Below are 19,456 nucleotides of genomic sequence, written 5' to 3'. Positions count from 1 at the left end.
AAAACACCCACTGATCCGCGGAATGGGCCTGGCCCTTCTTCTGAGCTCAACAACCGGACTGGTTGCCACCCAAAGTCACGCTACTGGCGTTACCTGGGAAGACATCGCCAGCGATGCCGAAACCACCCACGACGTATTAGGCTACGGCATTGGCCCAAAGGCCCAGCGTTACAGCCCGATGGACACGTTGAATCGAAAAAACATAGAGCGTCTCGTGCCGGCCTGGTCTTTCTCGTTTGGTGACGAAAAACAGCGCGGACAGGAATCCCAGGCAATCATTCACGAGGGTATTATTTATATAACCGCCTCCTATTCGCGAATTTTCGCCCTGGATGCAAAAACCGGTAAACGCCTGTGGGAATACTCCCACCGCCTGCCTGAAGGCATTCGTCCATGCTGTGATGTAGTAAACCGCGGCGCCGCTATCTATGGCGACAAAGTATTTTTTGGCACGCTGGATGCCGGCGTTGTTGCCCTGAACAAAGACACCGGTAAAGTCGTGTGGCGCGAGAAGTTCGGCGATCACGAAGCCGGCTACACCATGACCGCCGCGCCAACGCTGGTGAAAGACCAGACAACCGGCAAGGTGTTGTTGATTCACGGCTCCTCTGGTGATGAATTCGGCATTGTCGGCAAGCTCTATGCCCGCGATCCGGAAACCGGCAAAGAAGTGTGGATGCGGCCTTTTGTAGAAGGTCACTACGGGCGGCTGAACGGCGAAAAGAGCACGCCCACCGGCGATGCCAGTGCACCCAGTTGGCCTGACGACCCTAGCACCGAAACCGGAAAGGTCGCGGCCTGGAGCCAAGGCGGTGGAGCACCCTGGCAGAGCGCCAGTTTTGATGCTGAAACCAACACCATCATCATTGGCGCCGGTAACCCGGCCCCGTGGAACACCTGGCACCGCACGTCTCCCGGCGGCGATCCGGCCGATTACGACAACCTGTACACCTCGGGCCAGATGGGCGTAGACCCAAGCACCGGTGAAGTGAAGTGGTTCTACCAACATACGCCTAATGATGCCTGGGATTTCTCCGGCAACAACGAACTGGTTCTGTTTGAATACACCGAAGACGGAGAAACGGTAAAAGCCACAGGCCACGCGGACCGCAACGGCTTCTTCTATGTGGTCGATCGAGCCAACGGCGAATTTAAAAAGGGCTTCCCGTTTGTCGACAACATCACCTGGGCCTCACACATCGGCGAGGATGGCCGCCCGGTGGAAAATAAAAACCAACGCCCACCGCCGGTAAAGGATGGCGAAACCCGCGGCGAATCCATTGAAGTGTCGCCGCCCTTCCTGGGTGGCAAGAACTGGAACCCGATGGCTTACAGCCCAGACACTGGCTTGTTTTACATTCCGGCTAACCACTGGAAAGAAGACTATTGGACTGAGGAAGTCACCTACAACAAAGGCGCTGCGTACCTGGGCCAGGGCTTCCGTATCAAGCGCATGTACGACGATCACGTCGGTATCTTGCGCGCTATGGACCCGGTCACTGGCGAGATTGAGTGGGAACACAAAGAAAATATGCCACTGTGGGGCGGTGTGCTCACCACCAAAGGCGGGCTGGTGTTTACCGGCACCGGCGATGGCTATCTGAAAGCGTTCAACTCGGAAAATGGCGAAGTGCTTTGGCAGTTCCAGACCGGCTCTGGAATTATTTCATCGCCTATCACTTGGGAAATGGACGGCGAACAATACGTTGGTGTGGCTTCCGGTTACGGCGGTGCTGTTCCCTTGTGGGGCGGCGATATGGCCGAGCTGACCAAGCCTATATCCCAGGGCGGTTCGTTCTGGGTGTTCAAACTTCCCTCATGGGCACAGGCTTCGCGATAAGTTATCAGCCATTTGGGCCGGGTGTTTGCACTAGGCCCAAATCAATCCCTTTATTGTGGAGTCTGCCTCATGAAACCGTTTATCAGCGCTTCGCTTTTATTACTCACAGCACCGGTAATAGCCGGCGATTACATGGCGGGTGAAGACCAATCGCCGGTTATTAACGGCTGCGTACTGGAACCCCAAACACAATGCGTTGACGCAAATCTTCAAGGCGCCGATCTGTCGAACATGGACCTGCGCGGTGCCAATTTTAAAGGTGCCGACCTGAGCGGCGCCAATCTTAACCACACCAGCCTGCGTGCTGCGAACCTGGATAGTGCCAACCTTGACAACATTACGGGTTACCGGCTGCAGGCTTACCGGGCCAGCATGCGCGGTGCAAAAGTGCGAAACGCCAAACTCCAAGGCATGCAAGGCGAATATCTGTTTGCACAGGGCACAGACTTTAGCGGATCAGACCTGACCGGCGCCAATTTTGACTTTTCACGATTTGCCGGGGCCAAACTGCAAGGAAGCAAAACTTGGCCTGGCCAACCTGACCGACAGCCGCATTCATTACGCTACCTTCGAGGGCACTTATATGGAGGGATGCACGGGCTGTCCGTTTGACTGGTAAAATCATTGACTTTGGCCAGCACCCCGCTGGCCATAGCGCACCAGGCCAGCGTCTACAGCCAGGTGAATCAGCTCCACAGAGGAGTTGACTTGTAGCTTGTTTTTCAGCAACGCCAAATGATTAGACACTGTTTTACTACTGATACAAAGCCGTTCAGCGATGCCCGCAATATTCTCGCCGCGGGCATACATCAGCAGCACCTCCATTTCCCGCTGGGTCATGTCTTTCAAGCGGTGATCCACAGGTCGCTCACGATTCATCGCCAAACGCGTGGCAATGGGGTGCTCAATATAAGGCTGACCCGCCGCCACCCGTTTGACCGCTTCGGCTAACTCCTCCGGCGCACAGCTTTTCGATACAAAACCCATGCCGCCCACATCCAACGCCTGGCGCACCATGGGCAGCTCATCGTGCATGGTAAAAAACAGAATAGCGGCACCGCGCCAACGCTGGCGAATGCGCCGCGCTACTTCAAGCCCGGAAATATCCGGCAGCCCCATATCCAGCAGCAGTACATCTGGCTGACATTGCCCATATTGACTCACCGCCTCCTGCCCGGTTTCCAGCTCGGTAATGGCAATGCCGGAAATCATCGAACGCAGCAGGTTCGCAATGCCCTGGCGAACCACCTGATGGTCATCTACAATCATCAGCTTCATAACATGCCTCCCGTGGCACAGGGTAAATTCAACGGCACTGTCAGTTGTATGCGTGTGCCCTCGCCTACCCGGCTCAGAAACTCTGCGCGACCGCCCATGCAGCGCGCCCGCTCGCGCATAGAGCGCAAACCAAGTCCGGCTTTTTCAGGAAAATTGTCGGCGCCCGCGCCGTTATCACACAGCTCAATGTGCAGCTCATCCGCATTTTGCTTGACCGCCAGAGTAGCTCGGGTTGCGTTGGCGTGACGCGATACGTTGTTTAGGGCTTCCTGTAAGAATCGATACAGGTGCGTTTGTTGTTCGCCGGACAGTTCTGCCAGTTGTTCATCCATGGTCAGCTGGCAGTCCAACCCGCTCAGGTGCTGCCACTGCTCGGCCAGGTGCTGAATAGCGCCCGCCAAGCCCAGCTGTTCCATCACCAGCGGGTGTAAATCCTGCAGTAAATGACGAAAGTGCTGTTGCACGGTTTCACAGTGCCCGGCCAGATCCCGCGCCTGCTGTTTCTGGCGCTCATTCAGTTCCGGATCATAAACCCAGCTTCTGGCCTGGGCACGAATACCCGTCAGGTACTGGCCAAGGTCATCGTGTAACACTCTGGCAATATGCTCACGTTCCCTGTCCTGCAGTTGCAACAACTCATTGAGCAGGCGGCTAACGGTTTTTTGCTCGTTTTCGAGCGCCGAAACCATCTGATTAAAGCGCTGCGCCAAAGTGTCCAGCTCGACAATACGCTGGCCAGGCAAACGCGACGCCAGGCAACCGTCGGCAACGGACGCCATGGCACCGGCCAGATTAGTCAACGGCCGCAGCCCCTGTTTTACCATCCAGAACAGCGCCAGGAAACATAGAAGCATACCCACAGTGTAAGAGGCGGATATCAACACAAAGCCTTCCCACACTTCTTCCACTTCGTCAGCCGGATCTATGCGCCAACCATTAACCACAGCATAAGCGCGGTCGCCGGTAACCGCATTGGCAAACCAGCGAGGTACTTCGTGGTCGACAGCCAACTCCGGGCCCTTAGCAGGGCGCATGTGGCGAAGACTTTGTACCACTTCTGGATGCACGTTTTCCGCTGCGCCCAGCGTTTTCGCAAGGCCGGATACCGCCGCCAACTCTCGCTCAATATCAAAGCGGGCCTGCTGCACATACAACACGCCACCCATGACATAAATAATCGTAAACAGCGTCAGCATCAGCAATGAAACTCTTCGGAAAGCCGTCATTGTTATTGTCCGCCTCAGGGCGTGGAAAGAACTTTCTACTATGCTAAACAGGCTGCCTGAGAGCGGAATAGTCCTTTAGTACTGGCAGTTTCCTACTTTCTGAATATTCCCGGGACTTTTACCCTTCACTAAGCTGGTTACACAATAAAAATCCGGAGAGCCTCATGTTTCGATCTGCATCCCTGACCGCCACGTTTCTATTGATCACCCTGGCTGCGATGCCTTCCGTTGCGGCAGACACTGTGGATGTAAAAGTCGGCTACGTGCAGTGGACGCCAGACTCAGGTCCAGTTCTGTCAAACGTGCTTCCCGAGCCAGCGGACGCTGGCCTGCGGGGTGCCGAACTTGCTATGGCTGACAACAGCACCACCGGAAAATTCATGGGCCATCGCTATGAACTGGCCACTCACGTGGCGGATTCGGAACAGGCCGCCATTCTTGCGTTTGAAAATCTCCAGCAAGAAGGTGTGCAATTGTTTGTGGTCAACGCACCCGCCAGCACACTGACCGCCATTATGGACAAAGCCGCGTCCGATACATTGGTGTTCAACGCAGGAGCTGCAGATGATGCACTGCGCACCAGCGAGTGCCACAACAACCTGCTGCACACCATTCCCAGCTACGCCATGCTGACAGATGCCCTTAGTCAATGGCTGCAAATGCGGCGCTGGAACGAGGTGTTCCTGATCACCGGCCCCACCGAGGCCGATGTGGCCTGGGCCAACGCCTTTCGCCGCTCAGCCAAGCGCTTTGGCATAGACATTATTGAAGACAAACCCTGGACCTTCGACGCCGATTTGCGCCGCACAGCCTCCAAAGAATTACCGCTGTTCACCCAGGCCAGAGAGTACGATGCGGTGGTGGTGGCCGACGTGCGCGGTGATTTTGGCGAGTACGTGCCGTTTAACACCTGGCTGCCAAGGCCGGTGGTAGGCACCCAAGGCATGTCGCCCGTAGCCTGGCACCGGGTGGTTGAAAGCTGGGGTGCGGCGCAATTGCAAAGCCGTTTTCAAGAATTGGCGGGCCGCGATATGAACAGCGCCGATTACGCAGTCTGGGCCGCCGTGCGCTCTGTGGGCACCGCCGTTACCCAGATCGGCCAGGCCGACGCCAGCAGCGTTCGCCAGCTTATCTTCAGTGACCGCTTTCAATTGGCGGCTTTTAAAGGCCGGAAGCTGAACTATCGTCAGTGGAATGGTCAGCTACGCCAGCCGATTCCGCTGGTGCACCCACGGGGGCTGGTGGCAACCGCACCGTTTGAAGGCTTTATTCACCCGCTAACAGAAATGGATACTCTCGGCTTTGATGAGCCGGAAAGCACGTGTCGTATTAACGGCTGATCGCCTGAGCGCTCGCCATTCAGAATAAAGAGGAGTTTTTCGATGAAATCGCTGCTCAGAAAAACGGCTTTGGCCACCCTGATCGGATTGTCCGCGCCCGCAATGGCAAGCTTGGCTTATGTGTCCAATGAAAAGGACAACACCCTGTCTGTTATTGACACAGAAACCATGGAGGTTGTTGACACCATTGATGTTGGCGCGCGGCCACGGGGCATTTTGTTGTCCAAGGATTTCACCAAGCTGTACATCTGCGCCAGCGACGACGATACCGTTCAGGTGCTAGACCTGGCTACCCGCAAGATTGTCGACACCCTGCCCTCAGGTGAAGACCCGGAGCAGTTCGCACTGCACCCTAACAACAAGCATCTGTACATCGCCAACGAAGACGACGCCATTGTGACCGTGGTGGATGTAACCACCAAAGTGGTTCTGGCCCAGATAGATGTCGGCATTGAACCCGAAGGCATGGCCGTAAGCCCGGATGGCAAGTGGGCTGTGAACACGTCAGAAACCACCAGCATGCTGCACTGGATCAACACCGAGACGTTTGAAATCGAAAAGAACATTGTGGTTGGCCAGCGCCCGCGCCACGTGGAATTCAGCGATGACAGCAAAATTGCCTGGGCCTCCGCCGAAATCGGCGGCTCCGTGCACATTATTGATGTGGACAAACTCGAGCAAATTCATGAAATGTCGTTCAAAGTGCCCGGCGTAAATCAAGACCGGGTGCAGCCCGTGGGGATTGAGCTAACATCTAATGGCAAATACGCTTTTGTCGCCCTGGGTCCCTCTAATCACGTGGCTGTGGTAGATGCCAAAACTTACGAAGTGCTGGACTACCTGCTGGTGGGCAGCCGAGTGTGGCAGCTGGATTTAAACAAAGACGAAACCCAGCTTTACACCACCAACGGTGTGTCTGGCGATGTGTCAGTGATTGATATTGAGGATATGAAAGTCATCAAATCCATCAAGGTAGGCCGCTACCCGTGGGGTGTGGTTATCGACCCAAACTCATGACATTGACAGCACGGAATATCGGTTTTTGCTACGGCAGAAAACCGGTACTGACCGACATCAGCTTTGCCCTCGACAGCGGGCGTTTCCACGCCCTACTGGGCCCCAATGGTGCTGGAAAGTCGACCCTTTTCGGCCTGCTGACCCGGCTATTGGCGCTGCAGCAAGGTGACATACTGTTCGCCGGGCAATCACTGAAAAAACACCCTGCCGAGGCCATGCGCCAGATTGGCGTGGTGTTTCAACAAAATGCGCTAGACCTTGATTTATCGGTGCGCCAGAACTTGATGTATCACAGCGCGCTGCATGGACTTTCGCGCAAACAGGCGCGGCTGCGGGGCGACCAGGAGCTGGAGCGCTTCGGTTTGCTGGACAGGGCCAACGACCCCGTAAGGGCGCTAAATGGAGGCCATAGGCGCCGGGTGGAAATTGCCCGCGCCTTGCTGCATCAACCGACACTGCTGCTGCTGGATGAACCCACCGCGGGGCTGGACATCGCCAGTCGCAAGGCTCTGAACGACCACGTTCGCCAACTGTGCGCTGACGACAATCTGACGGTGCTCTGGGCCACTCACTTGATTGAGGAGGTTGCAGCACAAGACCGGGTTATGATTTTACATCAGGGCAGACTGTTGGCAGATGGCCCCGGGCAAGAACTGTGCAGCCAAGCAGGCACTACTACCCTGGCTGAAACCTTTGAATTGCTCACCGGAGTTGGCTCATGAAACCCGCGGCCTACTGGCATTGCTTTGCCGGCATTCAAACCCGTGAATGGCTGCGCTTCTGGCAACAGCGCACCCGATTTGCCAGCGCGCTAGTTCGCCCGCTGCTCTGGCTGGTGGTGTTTGCCGCCGGTTTTCGCGCAGTCCTTGGTATTTCGATTATTCCGCCTTATCAAACCTACATCACCTACGAAACCTACATTGCACCCGGGTTGTGCGGCATGATCATTCTGTTTAACAGCATGCAGGGCGCGCTGTCGATGGTGTATGACCGCGAGCTAGGCAGCATGCGGGTGTTATTGATGAGCCCGCTGCCACGGCCCTTTCTGCTGGTCACAAAACTGTTGGCCATGGGCGTGGTGTCGGTCATTCAGGTGTATATCTTCCTGTTTATCGCTTTGTTAGTGGATGTAGAACCGCCTACATGGGGTTACCTTGCCGTACTGCCGGCGCTGATTTTGACAAGTTTGATGCTCGGCGCGCTGGGACTGTTAATAGCCACCTGGATCAAGCAGCTGGAAAACTTTGCCGGGGTGATGAACTTTGTCATTTTCCCGATGTTTTTTATGTCTTCAGCGCTCTATCCGCTGTGGCGCATGAACGAAGCCAGCCCCTGGCTGTATTGGGTGTGCCAGTTCAACCCGTTTACCCATGCGGTGGAAACCATTCGTTTCTCGCTGTACCTGCAGTGGAGTCCGTTAGCCTGGGGGGTGAGTGCGGGGGTTACCGTGGTACTGGTTATTCTGGCCACGGCGGGCTTTCGGCCACAGAGAACCAAAATATTGGGCACTAAGCCGGCCTGAATATTGGGCTGTATTCAACGCTTAATGCCCGGACTTTTCTCTAGCCCGCTCGTTCAGACTCTCTTAGTTTTCCTAACAGACGCTCAATCTGACCGGGCTCCTCAATCGAGCCATCCCACTGCAGTCGCGCCGGCTGGCCATCGAGATACCACAGTCGATTGGCCAGAGTTACGGCGTCTCCTCCATCGTGGGTCACGCAGATCATCGCCATGGCGGGATTGGCATCCAGAATTCCCACGATCAGCCGTTTAAGATCACCCGCCATAACCGGGTCAAGAGACGCAAAGGGTTCGTCTAACAGCAGCAACTCGGGCTTCACCGCCAGGCACCGAGCCAATGCGGCGCGACGGGCCATACCCAGAGATAGCTGATCTGGCAGATAATGGCCGTAACCGACCAAACCTACCCGGGCAAGGTAGTCGTCAGCCTCTGACGCCGAGGCCCCCACAAGTTCCAGATTGGCTCTCAGGCTGCGCCAGGGCAACAGGCGATGTTCCTGGAACAAATACCCCGTTCGAACCGATCGGCGGCCGATAATGGAGCTTTCCGGCACCTTCGAATCCAGGCCGGCAATGGCGTTCAGCAAGGTGGTTTTGCCGATGCCGGAGGGGCCAAGCAGGCAAATGCGATCGCCGGGCTTCACCACCGTGGTGATTTCGCCCAACACCGGCTGAGCAAAATCGCGGCCAGCAATGCGCAGCTCAAGCATGAGCCTGCTCCGGCTGGCGCCAGCGGCTGGATCGGCGCTCTAACGGCTGCAGAATGGCGAGCTCTATCAGCTGGACCACGGCAATAAACGCCAGGCTATAGGCAAGAATAGTGGCCACGTCGAAAATCTGGAAAGCCATCTGGAGCTGAAAACCCACCCCGCTGGAGCGGCCGAGCAATTCCACCACCAGCACGATTTTCCAGATAAGGGCCAGGCCACCCCTGGTGGCAGCCATCAGGTAGGGAAACAGTTGCGGCACCCAGACGTCGCGGAATCGCTGCCAACGGCTGAATCGATACACCGTTGCCATGTTCTCAAGCCGGAAGTCGAGGCTGCGGGCGCCTTCGCGCACTGTTACGGCAACGTTGGGAACTTTATTGATGACCACCGCCATGATCGCTGCCGACTCAACGAGGCCAAACCAGACGTACATCAGAATGATGGTAACCAGTGCAGGCAGGTTCAGCAGCAGAACGAGTAGTGGATCAAAAAGAGCGTTGATGAAGGTTGACCTCCCCATTACCACGCCAATCAGAATGCCCAGCGACATCGCCAGAAAAAACGCCAGCACAACTCGGCGCAGGGTTGCTGACAGATGGTACCAAAGATCACCGGAACTGGCTTCCCGCATCAGGCTGTTTAGCACATCCGATGGCGATGGTAGCAGCGGTGACTGAAGCAGCCACGACACCACCGCCCAAAGCACAAGCACCGATGGCAATACAATCCAGTAGGTCCATACCGGCGGCCGCCCCAGTTTCGAGGCGCCTCCGCCTTTGGTCATGGCTGCGGCCGGTAAAACAGTCGCGCGGGCATAAGCGAACCCGCGTCGGCAGCCGTCAGAACCAACAACTCCCTCAAGTCAGCAACGCGATCGTCCGTCAGAGGTTCCGGATTTCCGGCAATGAAACCGTCGCGCAGGGCATTGAACACTCCAACTTCCGGATTCTGTAGCAGTGGCCGTAATCGCTGCCAGTCAGACGGCCGGGCTGCAAGCTCTGCTTTTGCTTCAGCAACCGAACCGGCAAAACGGTCAATCAACTCTTTGTGTTCGTTTGCCCATTTTTCCGGAAACACATACCCCAGCACGGGCAAATCAGGGTCCAGGTTCATAGCAATCAGCAAATCGGTCATACCAAAAGCCGAACGCCAGCCACTCTCGCCCCCGCCCTCTCCCTTCAGGCGCGCGGCAAAATGCCAGTAGGTAACGATGGCGTCCATTTGCCCCCGCTTAAGCCCCTGACTCAGCAGCGGCGGTGCGGCAAACTGGACCTCTGTCGAACCTGCAAGGTCGATACCCTGCTGGGAAGCCACCTTTTGTAGCAACACCCAGCCCTTGCTGTCCGGGCCTCCGGCTACGCCAATACGCAGCCCTTGAAGGTCGGCCAGGTTACGCACGCCAGAGCTTTCCGGCACCACAATGTCGCCAATCCGGGATGAAAAAGGTAGGTACAGATAGGGGCTGCCGGCCTGATACCGTGACTGAGTCCAAAGCAGATCGGCAACAGCAGCATTCGCTGAGCCACTGACAACGGCAAGGTGCGATGCCGAAAGGTTAGCAACCACCCTCAAAGCCAGGCGGTAGCCATGCTTGCGGTCCAGCTGCTGATGTACGATGTGGTCCAGCTCCCAGTGCGCCGTACCAAACTGCAACACACTAACCGACAGTTCCGGCAGTTCTGGGTCTGGCGTGTCTGACCCTGCCAGAGCAGTAGATCCAAAACACTGAATCGCAACCCACATAGCGATGCCAGCAAGGACAGGAAAACGTAAAATTCGTTGTGATTGATTCATTCCTACACAATACGAACCAAGGCGACGCGTAAGAATTGTACTTTAGTGTCTGTTTTTTGGTGCGATGGTCGCATTCAACGCAACCCCGATATAACGTGTAATAGACTTATTACAATAACAACCAGAGGTCCGCAGGCCGCACATTCGCCCGAAACCGGCTATGATAAGCCCGCAGCAATCCTCGATAATGAAAAAAACAGGTAGAAACGTTCATGGAGCCAGTCTACAAGATCCTGATTGCCGATGATCATCCATTGTTTCGCGAAGCGATTAGCAGTGTTATCGCATCAGGCTTTGAAGGCAGCGAGATCCTCGAAACCGACGATCTGGACAGTGCGCTGATAATTGCTAAGGAAAACGACGATCTCGATCTGATTCTGCTGGATCTGAATATGCCCGGCATGCACGGTCTGAACGGGCTGATTACCCTGCGCAACGAAGCGCCCACCATTCCGGTGGTGATTGTGTCAGCCGAGGAAGAAAAACAGGTAGTGCTGCAAGCCATTACCTACGGCGCCGTGGGCTTTATCACCAAATCTTCGCCCCGGGTTAAGATGACAGAAGCTATTCAACAAATACTCAACGGCAACGTGTATCTGCCCTCTGACATCATCCGTACCGGCAAAGAAAGCGCTGGGCGCCGCCGACGTAACGATGACAACCCGGTTTCCCCCGAGCTGCTCAACTCCCTGACCCGGCGCCAGTTACTGGTACTGGAGCGAATGTCCAAGGGTGAATCCAACAAGCAGATTGCCTACAACCTGAACATTGCCGAAACCACCGTTAAGGCTCACGTTTCTGCAATATTGCGCAAACTCAGCGTACACAACCGGGTGCAGGCTATTTTGTCCGCCAGCGATGTGGACTTCAGTCAATATTTGAAGCGCTAACTAACCACCCGCTTTACAGAGTTTACAGGGCCGGCATCGCTCCACTTGGGTGGTTGTTCAGCGCTTCATCCACTCTGGCCCGCCAATCAGATGGTTAAGCGTACTTCTGAGCTTCAATGGCTTGACCGGCTTGTTCATCAGCACGTAGCCCAAGTCACGAATTTGCTGCTTCAGTTCGTTGGTGTAGTTGGCGGTAATCATCACAACCGGAGCGGGGTAATGCCGTCGACCATTAACGCTGGCCACCACATCCACTCCGGTTTCGTCATTATCAAGGTGATAGTCCGCCAGTATCAGGTCCACCGGGCTGGTCACCGGATCAAGCTGGCGTTCCAGATCCGCCAGTGAAATGGCGCAGGTTACCCGGCAATCCCAGCCTTCCAATAGAGTTTTCATACCTTCGCAGATAGCGCGATCGTTATCGATCACCCAAATCCTTGCGCCTTCCATGCCGTGCCTCGCCGCCACGTGCTGCACTTCTGTTGCTGCACACCTGGGCTGCAATTGCCCCAAGGGCACCCGCACACTGAACACCGACCCTTTGCCTTCCACCGACGACACCGTAATATCGTGATCTAACATCCGCGCAATTTTATCCACAATGGCAAGGCCCAGGCCCAAACCTTTGTCGGGGCGTGATCCCTCCGGGCGAATTCGTTTGAATTCCTGGAAAATTTCGCCGAGTTTATCGTGCGGGATGCCAGGCCCGGTGTCCCAAACTTGCACCAGCACGTGCCCCGCTTGTCGCCTGCAGCCCAGCAAAATTCGGCCACTGCTAGTGTAGCGGATTGCGTTAGTCAGAAAATTTCGCAGAATGCGGGCCAACAGCTGGGAGTCGGACTCCACGATGGCCGAAGACGGCACAAAATCCAGAATAAGATCTACAGCAATGGCCATTTGCTGGCATTCACGGGCGATATTATTCAACAAATCACGCAGATCAAACGCGGTCACGTCTGGTTTTATGACACCGGCATCCAGCTTGGAAATATCCACCAGAGTGCCCAGCAGATTTTCCACATCATCCAAAGAGGTACTGACCGAACGCACCAGGCCCTCGGCTCTTGGGCCAAAGGATTGCTCTAATAAAGCACTGGTAAATAGCCTGGCGGCATTCAGGGGTTGCAGTAAATCGTGGCTGACCGCGGCCAAAAACTTGGTTTTTGACAGGTTAGCCTGTTCCGCTTCCTGCTTCGCCTCGGTCAGAGCCGACGTGCGCTCCTTGATGCGGCATTCAAGATCATCATAGGCCTGCTCTAGGGCAAGTGCCGTTTTACGACGTTCGGTAATATCTCGAATGAGCACAAAAAAGCCGACAACATCACCTTGTTCGTCGAAGTTCGGAACGTAAGAGCGCAGCATATGCCGCACCTGGCCCTCTTCGCCGGTTTCTTCAAATTCAAAGTTGACATTATGACCGGCCAGTACTTCCAGCATCTGCGGTAGTAGCCGCTGATACAGTTCCTCAGAGTGCACATAGTCAAGACGCTTGCCCAGAGGTGACTCGCCGTCACGGCCATACCAAGTTTCGTAAACCTGGTTACAGAACTGAATGGTCAAATCGGCGCCCACATACGCGATCAGCGCCGGCACATGGTCGGTGACCACGCGAATCCAGCGCTCACTCTCCTCAAGCGCTTTGATTCGGCGCGCCATTTCACTGTTTTTTACATCGGTGATGTCGGAATACAGCACCACCAAGCCGCCCTCTCGGGTAGGTCTTTCGGTCATTTGTACCCATCGATCATTTGAAAGCAGAAACACCACGCCGTCTGAATCAGGCTCGCGGTGTTCCTCCACAACCAAACCCGACGCGAACGCCAGATTTCGAACGATTTCGATACTGGTACCCGCAGCGGGCATGGCAACACCGGCGTGGCGCCAGTAACTGCGAAAGCGGCTGTTGCTCTGAACCAGCAGATGGCGGTGGTCAAACAACACAAAACCATCCGCGATGCTTTCAATAGCGTCGCTAAGACGTTGACGGCTTGTTTCCGCTTCCTCGCGGGCCCGATTCAGCGCCTTGTTGCTGCCACGGAGCTCGTCCATGGCGTCGTTCAACGCTTCTGTGCGTTCACGCACTTGTTCCGCCAGCACCACCGAGTGCTCAAACGCAGCATAAGGTTCAGGTTTTTGGGCCGCTCCCGATTCCACCCTGACAATCAACGCATCGCGAATTTTGCGCAGGCGTTCATTTTCAGCTTCCAGCAGATCAATACGTCGAATCAGCGCCGCGCTCAGGTGCGCCTGATCGTTAAAAGGAACCGGCGTCAGGCTGGCCAATAACCACCCCCGTAAATGTCTGGTTGATGTGCATACCGTTAAACTGCTCGCCGTAGCTGTTAAAACCAACCACCTTGTACTGCCGTAAAAACGCCGACACTTCTTCTGCCTTACCGGTGACTTCGGCTTCAAGGCGGCGCAGAAAGCAATCGCAGCCGATGGTAACTAATGGCGGTCCAATAATATTCTCTGAAATTTCAAGCTGTTCACGCACGCTGTCTAACAGCGACTGCGGCTCCATAGACGTCATTACAATCCCGGTCTCGACCGCGCAATAAAACGTCAGGCTTTTGTCAGGGTTAACGCATTGAATGGAGCGCACAAAATAGTGACCGCCAACTTTCACGCCCAACGGGCGCAGCGCGAATACAGTGCGGTCTAGCTCGCTGGTAGCAACGCCAACCGCTCGGGCGTAGGCATCTGCGGCAGGCTCGGCGTTTAGTTCATACACCGTTCTGCTGTCTGAACAGGCACGGGTGACCACCAGCTTTTCCTGCCCTTCTGTCATGTGATGACTGGAAAATACCCGGAAGTCTAAAGGCGTATTCACCAACATCACCGTGGCTGCGCCAGCGTGAAAACGGCCGTCGTGAAATACATGGGTGTTAGCAAGGCGCTCATCATCGCCAGCCGACCCACCGAATTGCGGAATGCTGCCGAGCGCCGCATTCAGCGTGGCAAGTACCAACTCTTCACGGCTTGAAAGCCCATCCAATAGGGTGATGGCAAACGTATTGCCTTTGATGGGTGCCAGGCGCGCGTTACGACAATTCGTTAGCAGGCCGTCAATAACATTTTGCGCATCAAGGAGCGAAAACCGGTCCATTTCACGAATCAGCGCGCAGTCGATCGCGAAAAAGCGGCTATCGAAGCCGATGGCGGTGATGCACCCGCGATCATAACCACGGGTGGTAATTTCACCTGCCGAGGTACAACCTGACAGGCGCACATTCGGAAACACCTGCTGCAAAGCCGGCCCAAGCCTCTCCAAGTCATACTCTGCGGAACAGAAAAACAGGACACAGCCCAAGTGCGAGTGGCTAAGTTGACTGGCCAGACTGTTCGCTGCCAAAAACGGCTCGCGAAGGCAGGTACTGGCTACACCAACAGCGGGCTGAGTCGTTACTGACTGCATAGGGAGTAATTCCGCAGAAAAAGATCTTCTCCAATATTCTACGGACTGCGGGCGGTTCGCCAATGCAACTTCAGTGCTTTTTATAGGCGCACCAAAATGTTCGTAAGCCATTGATTAGAAAACTCCTTTATCAATGCCAAACAGCAAGGTCGGTACACCCATCAGAAAACCAGCACTTTAGTTCTAGCCGGCAAAGCAAACAAGGCGGCAAAGCCATGGCTTCACCGCTTGTGATAACGCTTCGTCAGAACATTACAATCGCGCCAAGGGCGATGGTGTCGGCGTCGATGGTGGTAGCACCGGTCGTGCGATTCTGCTGTTCGAACATGTTGTATTCCGCCACCAGCTTGAAATTGCTGTTCACATCGTGGAAGAAGCCTAAGGTGGTGCTCTCGGTTTCAAAGTCCAGAATTTCGGCATCCGTATCGCCGTAAGACAGCACCAGTCGGTTAGCGCCAAAAGCGTAGGCGCCCTGCACTAAAAATCCGTCGGCATCGTCTTCGGTCACCGCCGTGTTGCCAATCAACACCGGATTATCACCCTTTGACGTAAAGCCAGACGCCGCTAGAGTCAGCCCCGCAACGGTTGCTTTAAGGCCGTAACCAACGCCAGTGCTGTCGACGGTGGTGCTACCATTTTTCGCAGATTGATAACGGCCATTCACCCAGCCGGTCAGCGCTACGTTGCTCAAAGTGGTGGCATAAGTCACCTCAGATTCAAAGCGCGGTGCAGCGTTTTCATCAGCTGCGGTACCGGTCACCGTGTCTGCAGGATCCAGAACACCAACAGCAATGTTAAAACCGGACATTTCCGGAGCGCGGTAGGTTATCTGGGCTGACGGCGTCGGGTACGGGTAGCCGGCGCGAATATTTCCGAATGACACACCGCCCGCAACGCCCGGAGAGCCGAAGCCCATCAGGATTTCATCCAGAAAAATGTTAGAACGGGCGTACAGACCAAAATCTTTACCAATCAACACCTGGCCAAAACTGCCATCAACGGTGGCGTAGAACTGACGCACATCAATAGCCGTATCAGTTGCTAAGCCGTCGTCCAAGCTGTCGTTGATCGACGTCCAGAATGACGAACGACCACCCAGAGTCAGATCGCCCATCTCTTTGCTGAAGTTAAAGCCGATGGTGTTGGGCAAGAAACCCATTTTCACGCGGGAGTCGCGGGTATTGTTTACATTGTTGTCACGATTTACGTAAAAGGCGTTGAAATAACCATCAACAGAAAAAGAAGTGCCGTCTTCGTTATACAACTCCACCGCCCCATTCGCCGCCGCACTGGCTCCCATTGCAGCCGCCATCACAATGACCAGGCCTGACCGTCTGATTTTATTATTGTTCATAATTCCCCCGGGGTATGTTTGGACATTCAGAACGAGGCGCTGATTTAGCGGCGCCGCAAGCGAGATCTTTCGCTTGAGCTCCATAATCGGCGAACGCTGATAACCGAGGTATCCGCCGGGGGAGTCGGTTTCATGCTTATTTGGGAGGGCTTAGAAATCTGCACTTTGGGATAAGAGCATTTCGACCAGTACACACGAGCCCCAAAAAAAAGCCCCCGAAGGGGCAAAGAGCCGTTAAATAAGTCTGTCGCGACTTTCACCACCATGGGACGTTTTACCCCAGGGTTTCCTCTTTGCTTAAAATCATTTTGTCAGACACAACTTGCCAGTATACAGGCAAGTAAAATCCTGCATTTGCAAATGTCGGAAGCAGTGAGGGCGGCGCCTGTGACTGGCCGGGGTAACCGAGAAGTCGTGCAGGAGGCCTTTCAAAAGCCAACAGGTGCAGGGCATGGAAATTGAGTGCCAGAGGCGGAAAGCCGATAATCGAAGGCTGCGGTATCGCGTCCCCGGAAGAGGATGTCCCCTCGGTTGATTCCACCGTTCCCTGCCAGCCGCCCAGCGTAACGTCGGTTACGACCGGTTTGCCCTGTTCTGGAAGGGCGACGGATACCCATGTCCAGACAACAAAAATCAATCCAAGCAATGCAACAAAATCGCCTGTCAAACTGACCTTTTGTTCGGAGCGACTGGTCATCATTTCACCATTAGTTGCCTGACCAACATCTTAGGAATTCTTGATCATAACTCCAGCAGCAGGTAACCATGCAAGCCTTAAGACCCAAGGTAGAAAAATTATCCCGTAAAAGTAGTCGTAAAGTAGCAGATGGCTGGCTCTGAGGTCGCATTGAGCCAGAACGCAAATCCAATAGCATAGGAGTTATCACCAGAAAAATAACAGGAGTAACCCATGATCGGGCGCATCACGCTCCTTATTATTTGCTTTGTTGCCTGTTTTTCCGTAGCTCAGGCCGAACTCGCCGAAGACAAAAAGGCACTGATACAGGAACTGTTTCCGTCGGCAACGGTTATTGAAGATAAATTAGCAGACTTTTCGGTGTATCCCGTTTACCAGCTGCAAGAGCTACTGGGCTATGCCTACGAGTCCATTGACTTAAGCAGGCTGCAGGGATTCGCCGGCCAGCCCATCAGCATGCTGGTAGGCATGGACACCCGTGGCCGCTTTACCGGCGTAAAAGTGCTGAATCATCACGAACCGGTGTTCTTACACGGCCTGGGAGAAGAACCGCTGTTCGACTTTGTTAATCAATACAAAGGGCAGTCACTGCGGGAACAGATCATTATAAACACATCCAATACCGGCCGGCCGGGACGGACCAGTGACGGAAACACGGTGTATTTTGACGGTGTCAGCAAAGCCACCGTCTCTGTGCTAATCATCAATGACACTCTACTTTCATCGGCCTTAAAAGTAGCCCGCAACAAACTGGCGGGTTTTGTACAGGCCGCACAAACACGGGCAAAACCAGACTTCTTTGAAAGGCTCAGCTGGCAACAGCTGCTTGAACGCGGCTACATTGGCCATTGGCGGCTAAGCCGAGAGGCCATCGAATCTGAGCTTGGCCGCCCACTTGCGGACTATCCCCAGGATTTTGAGGGTACTGACAACGACCCTTTCAGCGAGCTGTTCTTTGGCTATATCAACGCCCCTATGGTGGGCCGCAACCTGTTGGGCGACGAGGGCTACGAAAAGTTGATGGCTTACATAGACCCGGGCGCGCAGGTGATGCTGGTGCTGTCCGGCGGAGCCTTTCCCCATGTATCCGAAAGCTTTATACCCGGCAGTAATCCAGAGCGGATTAGCCTGATTCAGAACGGGCTGGCCGTGGAAATGCGCGACCTGAACCTATCCGACCAAGGTCTGGAACTTCAGGCCGCCGGCATGCCGGATCTGGCGGCACAGAATTTCTTCCGCATGGGCGGAAGCGCTGGCTTTAGTCCCGGAGCCGATGCGACGTTGAATTTTCACATCGAACTTGCCCGTAACCATCTGGTAATCGACAGCACCATTATGAAAGTGCCTGTTCGCTTCAACTCGGATTTGTTTGAAACGGTAGAGCCTGCCCATTCGTTTATGGATGAACGCGAGCCTATATGGATTGGTCTGTGGAAGCAGCGCTGGTGGCAAATCGCCATTTTGCTAACAGCTCTCACGGTATTGACGGTTTTTTTCGCCCGCCAAAAAACATTGAGCCGCCACCCAAAACTGGTACACCGGTTTCGCTGGGGTTTTCTGTTTTTTACCCTGTTTTACATTGGCTTTTTCGCTCAGGGCCAGTTGTCGGTGGTTAATATCTACACGCTTTTTCTGGCGATCTGGGATGGTTTTTCTCTCAATGTGTTTTTACTCGACCCCGTTATTTTCATTCTATGGGTGTATACCTTTATCAGCCTGTTCATTTGGGGCCGCGGCCTGTTCTGTGGGTGGTTGTGCCCGTTTGGTGCACTTCAGGAGATGGCCGCCTGGCTGGGCGAAAAGCTTCGCCTGCGTCAGATCAAAGTGCCAGAGCGATGGCATCGCCGCCTGATTCTTATCAAGTACCCTCTTTTGATCGGCTTGGTAGGCACGGCTTTTTATTCGCTTACGCTGGCGGAAAAGCTGGTCGAAGTGGAACCCTTCAAAACCAGCATCACCCTGCTTTTTGTGCGTCATTGGCCGTTTGTGGTTTACGCCGTCGGGCTGCTGGTGATCGGGATGTTTATCAACAAATTCTATTGCCGCTACCTATGCCCATTGGGCGCCGGATTGGCGATCATCGGCCGGCTAAGGCTGTTCAGCTGGCTGGACCGGGTGGAGTTGTGCGGCACCCCTTGCCAGCATTGCAAGAACGCCTGCGGCATTAACGCCATTCGCAAAGACGGAAGGATTGATTACGACGAATGCATTCAATGCCTGGAATGCGTGGTGATACTCAACGACGAAGAACAGTGCGTAGACAAGCGCCTGCAGAGTAAAAAACGCCAGCGCCAAGCCCACATACTGGCCACCGACGCTGGCAATCCTTAACAGGCCGGGGAAGGCCTGAATGCTATGAATCAACTTCATT

Annotated in this window: 17 protein-coding genes; 8 read left to right on the top strand and 9 right to left on the bottom strand. The window is 54.8% G+C overall.

Annotated elements, in window-relative coordinates; all coding sequences use genetic code 11:
- The first annotated feature begins 22 nt into the window (after positions 1-22).
- Both ATG98_RS14810 and ATG98_RS14805 read left to right on the top strand, forming a co-directional pair.
- The gene (locus ATG98_RS14810) at positions 23-1,840 is read left to right on the top strand and encodes a methanol/ethanol family PQQ-dependent dehydrogenase (RefSeq protein WP_228706275.1); all 1,818 of its coding nucleotides are present in this window, start codon (positions 23-25) and stop codon (positions 1,838-1,840) included.
- Positions 1,841-1,909: 69 nt separating this feature from the next.
- Complete coding sequence (locus ATG98_RS14805; RefSeq protein WP_218925871.1) at positions 1,910-2,452, top strand: pentapeptide repeat-containing protein; 543 nt, start codon at positions 1,910-1,912, stop codon at positions 2,450-2,452.
- Positions 2,453-2,461: 9 nt separating this feature from the next.
- On the opposite strand, the gene ATG98_RS14800 is transcribed toward ATG98_RS14805, so the two are convergent.
- Together ATG98_RS14800 and ATG98_RS14795 are read right to left on the bottom strand one after the other, a co-directional pair.
- Complete coding sequence (locus ATG98_RS14800; protein WP_098417917.1) at positions 2,462-3,118, bottom strand: response regulator transcription factor; 657 nt, start codon at positions 3,116-3,118, stop codon at positions 2,462-2,464.
- Positions 3,115-4,344: a sensor histidine kinase gene (locus ATG98_RS14795; RefSeq protein WP_098417916.1), complete on the bottom strand. Its 1,230-nt coding sequence runs from the start codon at positions 4,342-4,344 to the stop codon at positions 3,115-3,117. Before ATG98_RS14795 ends, ATG98_RS14800 begins: the two co-directional genes overlap by 4 nt.
- 164 nt (positions 4,345-4,508) lie before the next feature.
- Between ATG98_RS14795 and ATG98_RS14790 the strand changes: the two genes are divergently transcribed.
- From ATG98_RS14790 to ATG98_RS14775, 4 genes are read left to right on the top strand one after another with little or no spacing between them, the layout of a single operon-like run.
- Complete coding sequence (locus ATG98_RS14790; RefSeq protein ID WP_098417915.1) at positions 4,509-5,684, top strand: ABC transporter substrate-binding protein; 1,176 nt, start codon at positions 4,509-4,511, stop codon at positions 5,682-5,684.
- A 42-nt stretch (positions 5,685-5,726) separates the two neighbouring features.
- A complete protein-coding gene (locus ATG98_RS14785; RefSeq protein WP_098417914.1) occupies positions 5,727-6,701 on the top strand; it encodes a YVTN family beta-propeller repeat protein in 975 nt (324 codons plus the stop codon).
- Complete coding sequence (locus ATG98_RS14780; RefSeq protein ID WP_098417913.1) at positions 6,698-7,423, top strand: ABC transporter ATP-binding protein; 726 nt, start codon at positions 6,698-6,700, stop codon at positions 7,421-7,423. Before ATG98_RS14785 ends, ATG98_RS14780 begins: the two co-directional genes overlap by 4 nt.
- Positions 7,420-8,223, top strand: coding sequence for an ABC transporter permease (locus tag ATG98_RS14775; protein ID WP_098423700.1), 804 nt, complete (start codon positions 7,420-7,422; stop codon positions 8,221-8,223). Before ATG98_RS14780 ends, ATG98_RS14775 begins: the two co-directional genes overlap by 4 nt.
- A 40-nt stretch (positions 8,224-8,263) precedes the next feature.
- Here the strand turns inward: ATG98_RS14775 and ATG98_RS14770 are convergent, their stop codons facing one another.
- From ATG98_RS14770 to ATG98_RS14760, 3 genes are read right to left on the bottom strand one after another with little or no spacing between them, the layout of a single operon-like run.
- Positions 8,264-8,932 carry an ABC transporter ATP-binding protein gene (locus tag ATG98_RS14770; protein WP_098417911.1) on the bottom strand — a complete coding sequence of 223 codons (669 nt, stop codon included), beginning with the start codon at positions 8,930-8,932 and terminating at the stop codon, positions 8,264-8,266.
- Complete coding sequence (locus tag ATG98_RS14765) at positions 8,925-9,716, bottom strand: ABC transporter permease (RefSeq protein WP_098423698.1); 792 nt, start codon at positions 9,714-9,716, stop codon at positions 8,925-8,927. Before ATG98_RS14765 ends, ATG98_RS14770 begins: the two co-directional genes overlap by 8 nt.
- Positions 9,713-10,675, bottom strand: coding sequence for an ABC transporter substrate-binding protein (locus tag ATG98_RS14760; protein ID WP_098423696.1), 963 nt, complete (start codon positions 10,673-10,675; stop codon positions 9,713-9,715). The genes ATG98_RS14765 and ATG98_RS14760 overlap by 4 nt, the downstream gene beginning before the upstream one ends.
- A 263-nt stretch (positions 10,676-10,938) precedes the next feature.
- On the opposite strand from ATG98_RS14760, the gene ATG98_RS14755 reads away from it, so the two are divergent.
- Positions 10,939-11,616 carry a response regulator gene (locus tag ATG98_RS14755; protein ID WP_098417908.1) on the top strand — a complete coding sequence of 226 codons (678 nt, stop codon included), beginning with the start codon at positions 10,939-10,941 and terminating at the stop codon, positions 11,614-11,616.
- A 57-nt stretch (positions 11,617-11,673) separates the two neighbouring features.
- Here ATG98_RS14755 and ATG98_RS14750 read toward each other — a convergent pair whose 3' ends face one another.
- The 4 genes from ATG98_RS14750 to ATG98_RS14735 all read right to left on the bottom strand — a co-directional run bounded on the left by ATG98_RS14750 (position 11,674) and on the right by ATG98_RS14735 (position 17,088).
- On the bottom strand, positions 11,674-13,899 hold the full coding sequence (locus tag ATG98_RS14750; RefSeq protein WP_098423694.1) for a NahK/ErcS family hybrid sensor histidine kinase/response regulator: 2,226 nt from the start codon (positions 13,897-13,899) through the stop codon (positions 11,674-11,676).
- Positions 13,871-15,034, bottom strand: coding sequence for a nitric oxide-sensing protein NosP (gene nosP, locus ATG98_RS14745; RefSeq protein ID WP_416376579.1), 1,164 nt, complete (start codon positions 15,032-15,034; stop codon positions 13,871-13,873). The genes ATG98_RS14750 and nosP overlap by 29 nt, the downstream gene beginning before the upstream one ends.
- Positions 15,035-15,278: 244 nt before the next feature.
- Entirely contained in the window at positions 15,279-16,388 is a 1,110-nt protein-coding gene (locus ATG98_RS14740; RefSeq protein WP_098417905.1) for a porin, read from the bottom strand.
- A gap of 274 nt (positions 16,389-16,662) precedes the next feature.
- On the bottom strand, positions 16,663-17,088 hold the full coding sequence (locus tag ATG98_RS14735) for a hypothetical protein (RefSeq protein WP_098417904.1): 426 nt from the start codon (positions 17,086-17,088) through the stop codon (positions 16,663-16,665).
- 210 nt (positions 17,089-17,298) lie between these two features.
- Here ATG98_RS14735 and ATG98_RS14730 point away from each other — a divergent pair, with 210 nt between their 5' ends.
- Positions 17,299-19,416 carry a NosR/NirI family protein gene (locus ATG98_RS14730; protein ID WP_098423690.1) on the top strand — a complete coding sequence of 706 codons (2,118 nt, stop codon included), beginning with the start codon at positions 17,299-17,301 and terminating at the stop codon, positions 19,414-19,416.
- Positions 19,417-19,456: the final 40 nt, after the last annotated feature.

Source organism: Marinobacter sp. LV10R520-4, from assembly GCF_002563815.1.
Taxonomy (GTDB): Bacteria; Pseudomonadota; Gammaproteobacteria; order Pseudomonadales; family Oleiphilaceae; genus Marinobacter.
The sequence above is the reverse complement of the archived record's forward strand: the minus strand, read 5'-3'. Positions and strand labels throughout refer to the sequence as shown.

Excerpts from the sequence above, each read along its gene's own strand:
- ATG98_RS14800 (WP_098417917.1), bottom strand. The coding sequence starts at position 3,118 with ATGAAGCTGATGATTGTAGATGACCATCAGGTGGTTCGCCAGGGCATT.
- ATG98_RS14775 (WP_098423700.1), top strand. The coding sequence starts at position 7,420 with ATGAAACCCGCGGCCTACTGGCATTGCTTTGCCGGCATTCAAACCCGT.
- ATG98_RS14790 (WP_098417915.1), top strand. The coding sequence starts at position 4,509 with ATGTTTCGATCTGCATCCCTGACCGCCACGTTTCTATTGATCACCCTG.
- ATG98_RS14810 (WP_228706275.1), top strand. The coding sequence starts at position 23 with ATGGGCCTGGCCCTTCTTCTGAGCTCAACAACCGGACTGGTTGCCACC.
- ATG98_RS14740 (WP_098417905.1), bottom strand. The coding sequence starts at position 16,388 with ATGAACAATAATAAAATCAGACGGTCAGGCCTGGTCATTGTGATGGCG.
- ATG98_RS14735 (WP_098417904.1), bottom strand. The coding sequence starts at position 17,088 with ATGATGACCAGTCGCTCCGAACAAAAGGTCAGTTTGACAGGCGATTTT.
- ATG98_RS14755 (WP_098417908.1), top strand. The coding sequence starts at position 10,939 with ATGGAGCCAGTCTACAAGATCCTGATTGCCGATGATCATCCATTGTTT.
- ATG98_RS14760 (WP_098423696.1), bottom strand. The coding sequence starts at position 10,675 with ATGTGGGTTGCGATTCAGTGTTTTGGATCTACTGCTCTGGCAGGGTCA.
- nosP (WP_416376579.1), bottom strand. The coding sequence starts at position 15,034 with ATGCAGTCAGTAACGACTCAGCCCGCTGTTGGTGTAGCCAGTACCTGC.
- ATG98_RS14795 (WP_098417916.1), bottom strand. The coding sequence starts at position 4,344 with ATGACGGCTTTCCGAAGAGTTTCATTGCTGATGCTGACGCTGTTTACG.
- ATG98_RS14780 (WP_098417913.1), top strand. The coding sequence starts at position 6,698 with ATGACATTGACAGCACGGAATATCGGTTTTTGCTACGGCAGAAAACCG.
- ATG98_RS14730 (WP_098423690.1), top strand. The coding sequence starts at position 17,299 with ATGATCGGGCGCATCACGCTCCTTATTATTTGCTTTGTTGCCTGTTTT.
- ATG98_RS14765 (WP_098423698.1), bottom strand. The coding sequence starts at position 9,716 with ATGACCAAAGGCGGAGGCGCCTCGAAACTGGGGCGGCCGCCGGTATGG.
- ATG98_RS14785 (WP_098417914.1), top strand. The coding sequence starts at position 5,727 with ATGAAATCGCTGCTCAGAAAAACGGCTTTGGCCACCCTGATCGGATTG.
- ATG98_RS14805 (WP_218925871.1), top strand. The coding sequence starts at position 1,910 with ATGAAACCGTTTATCAGCGCTTCGCTTTTATTACTCACAGCACCGGTA.
- ATG98_RS14770 (WP_098417911.1), bottom strand. The coding sequence starts at position 8,932 with ATGCTTGAGCTGCGCATTGCTGGCCGCGATTTTGCTCAGCCGGTGTTG.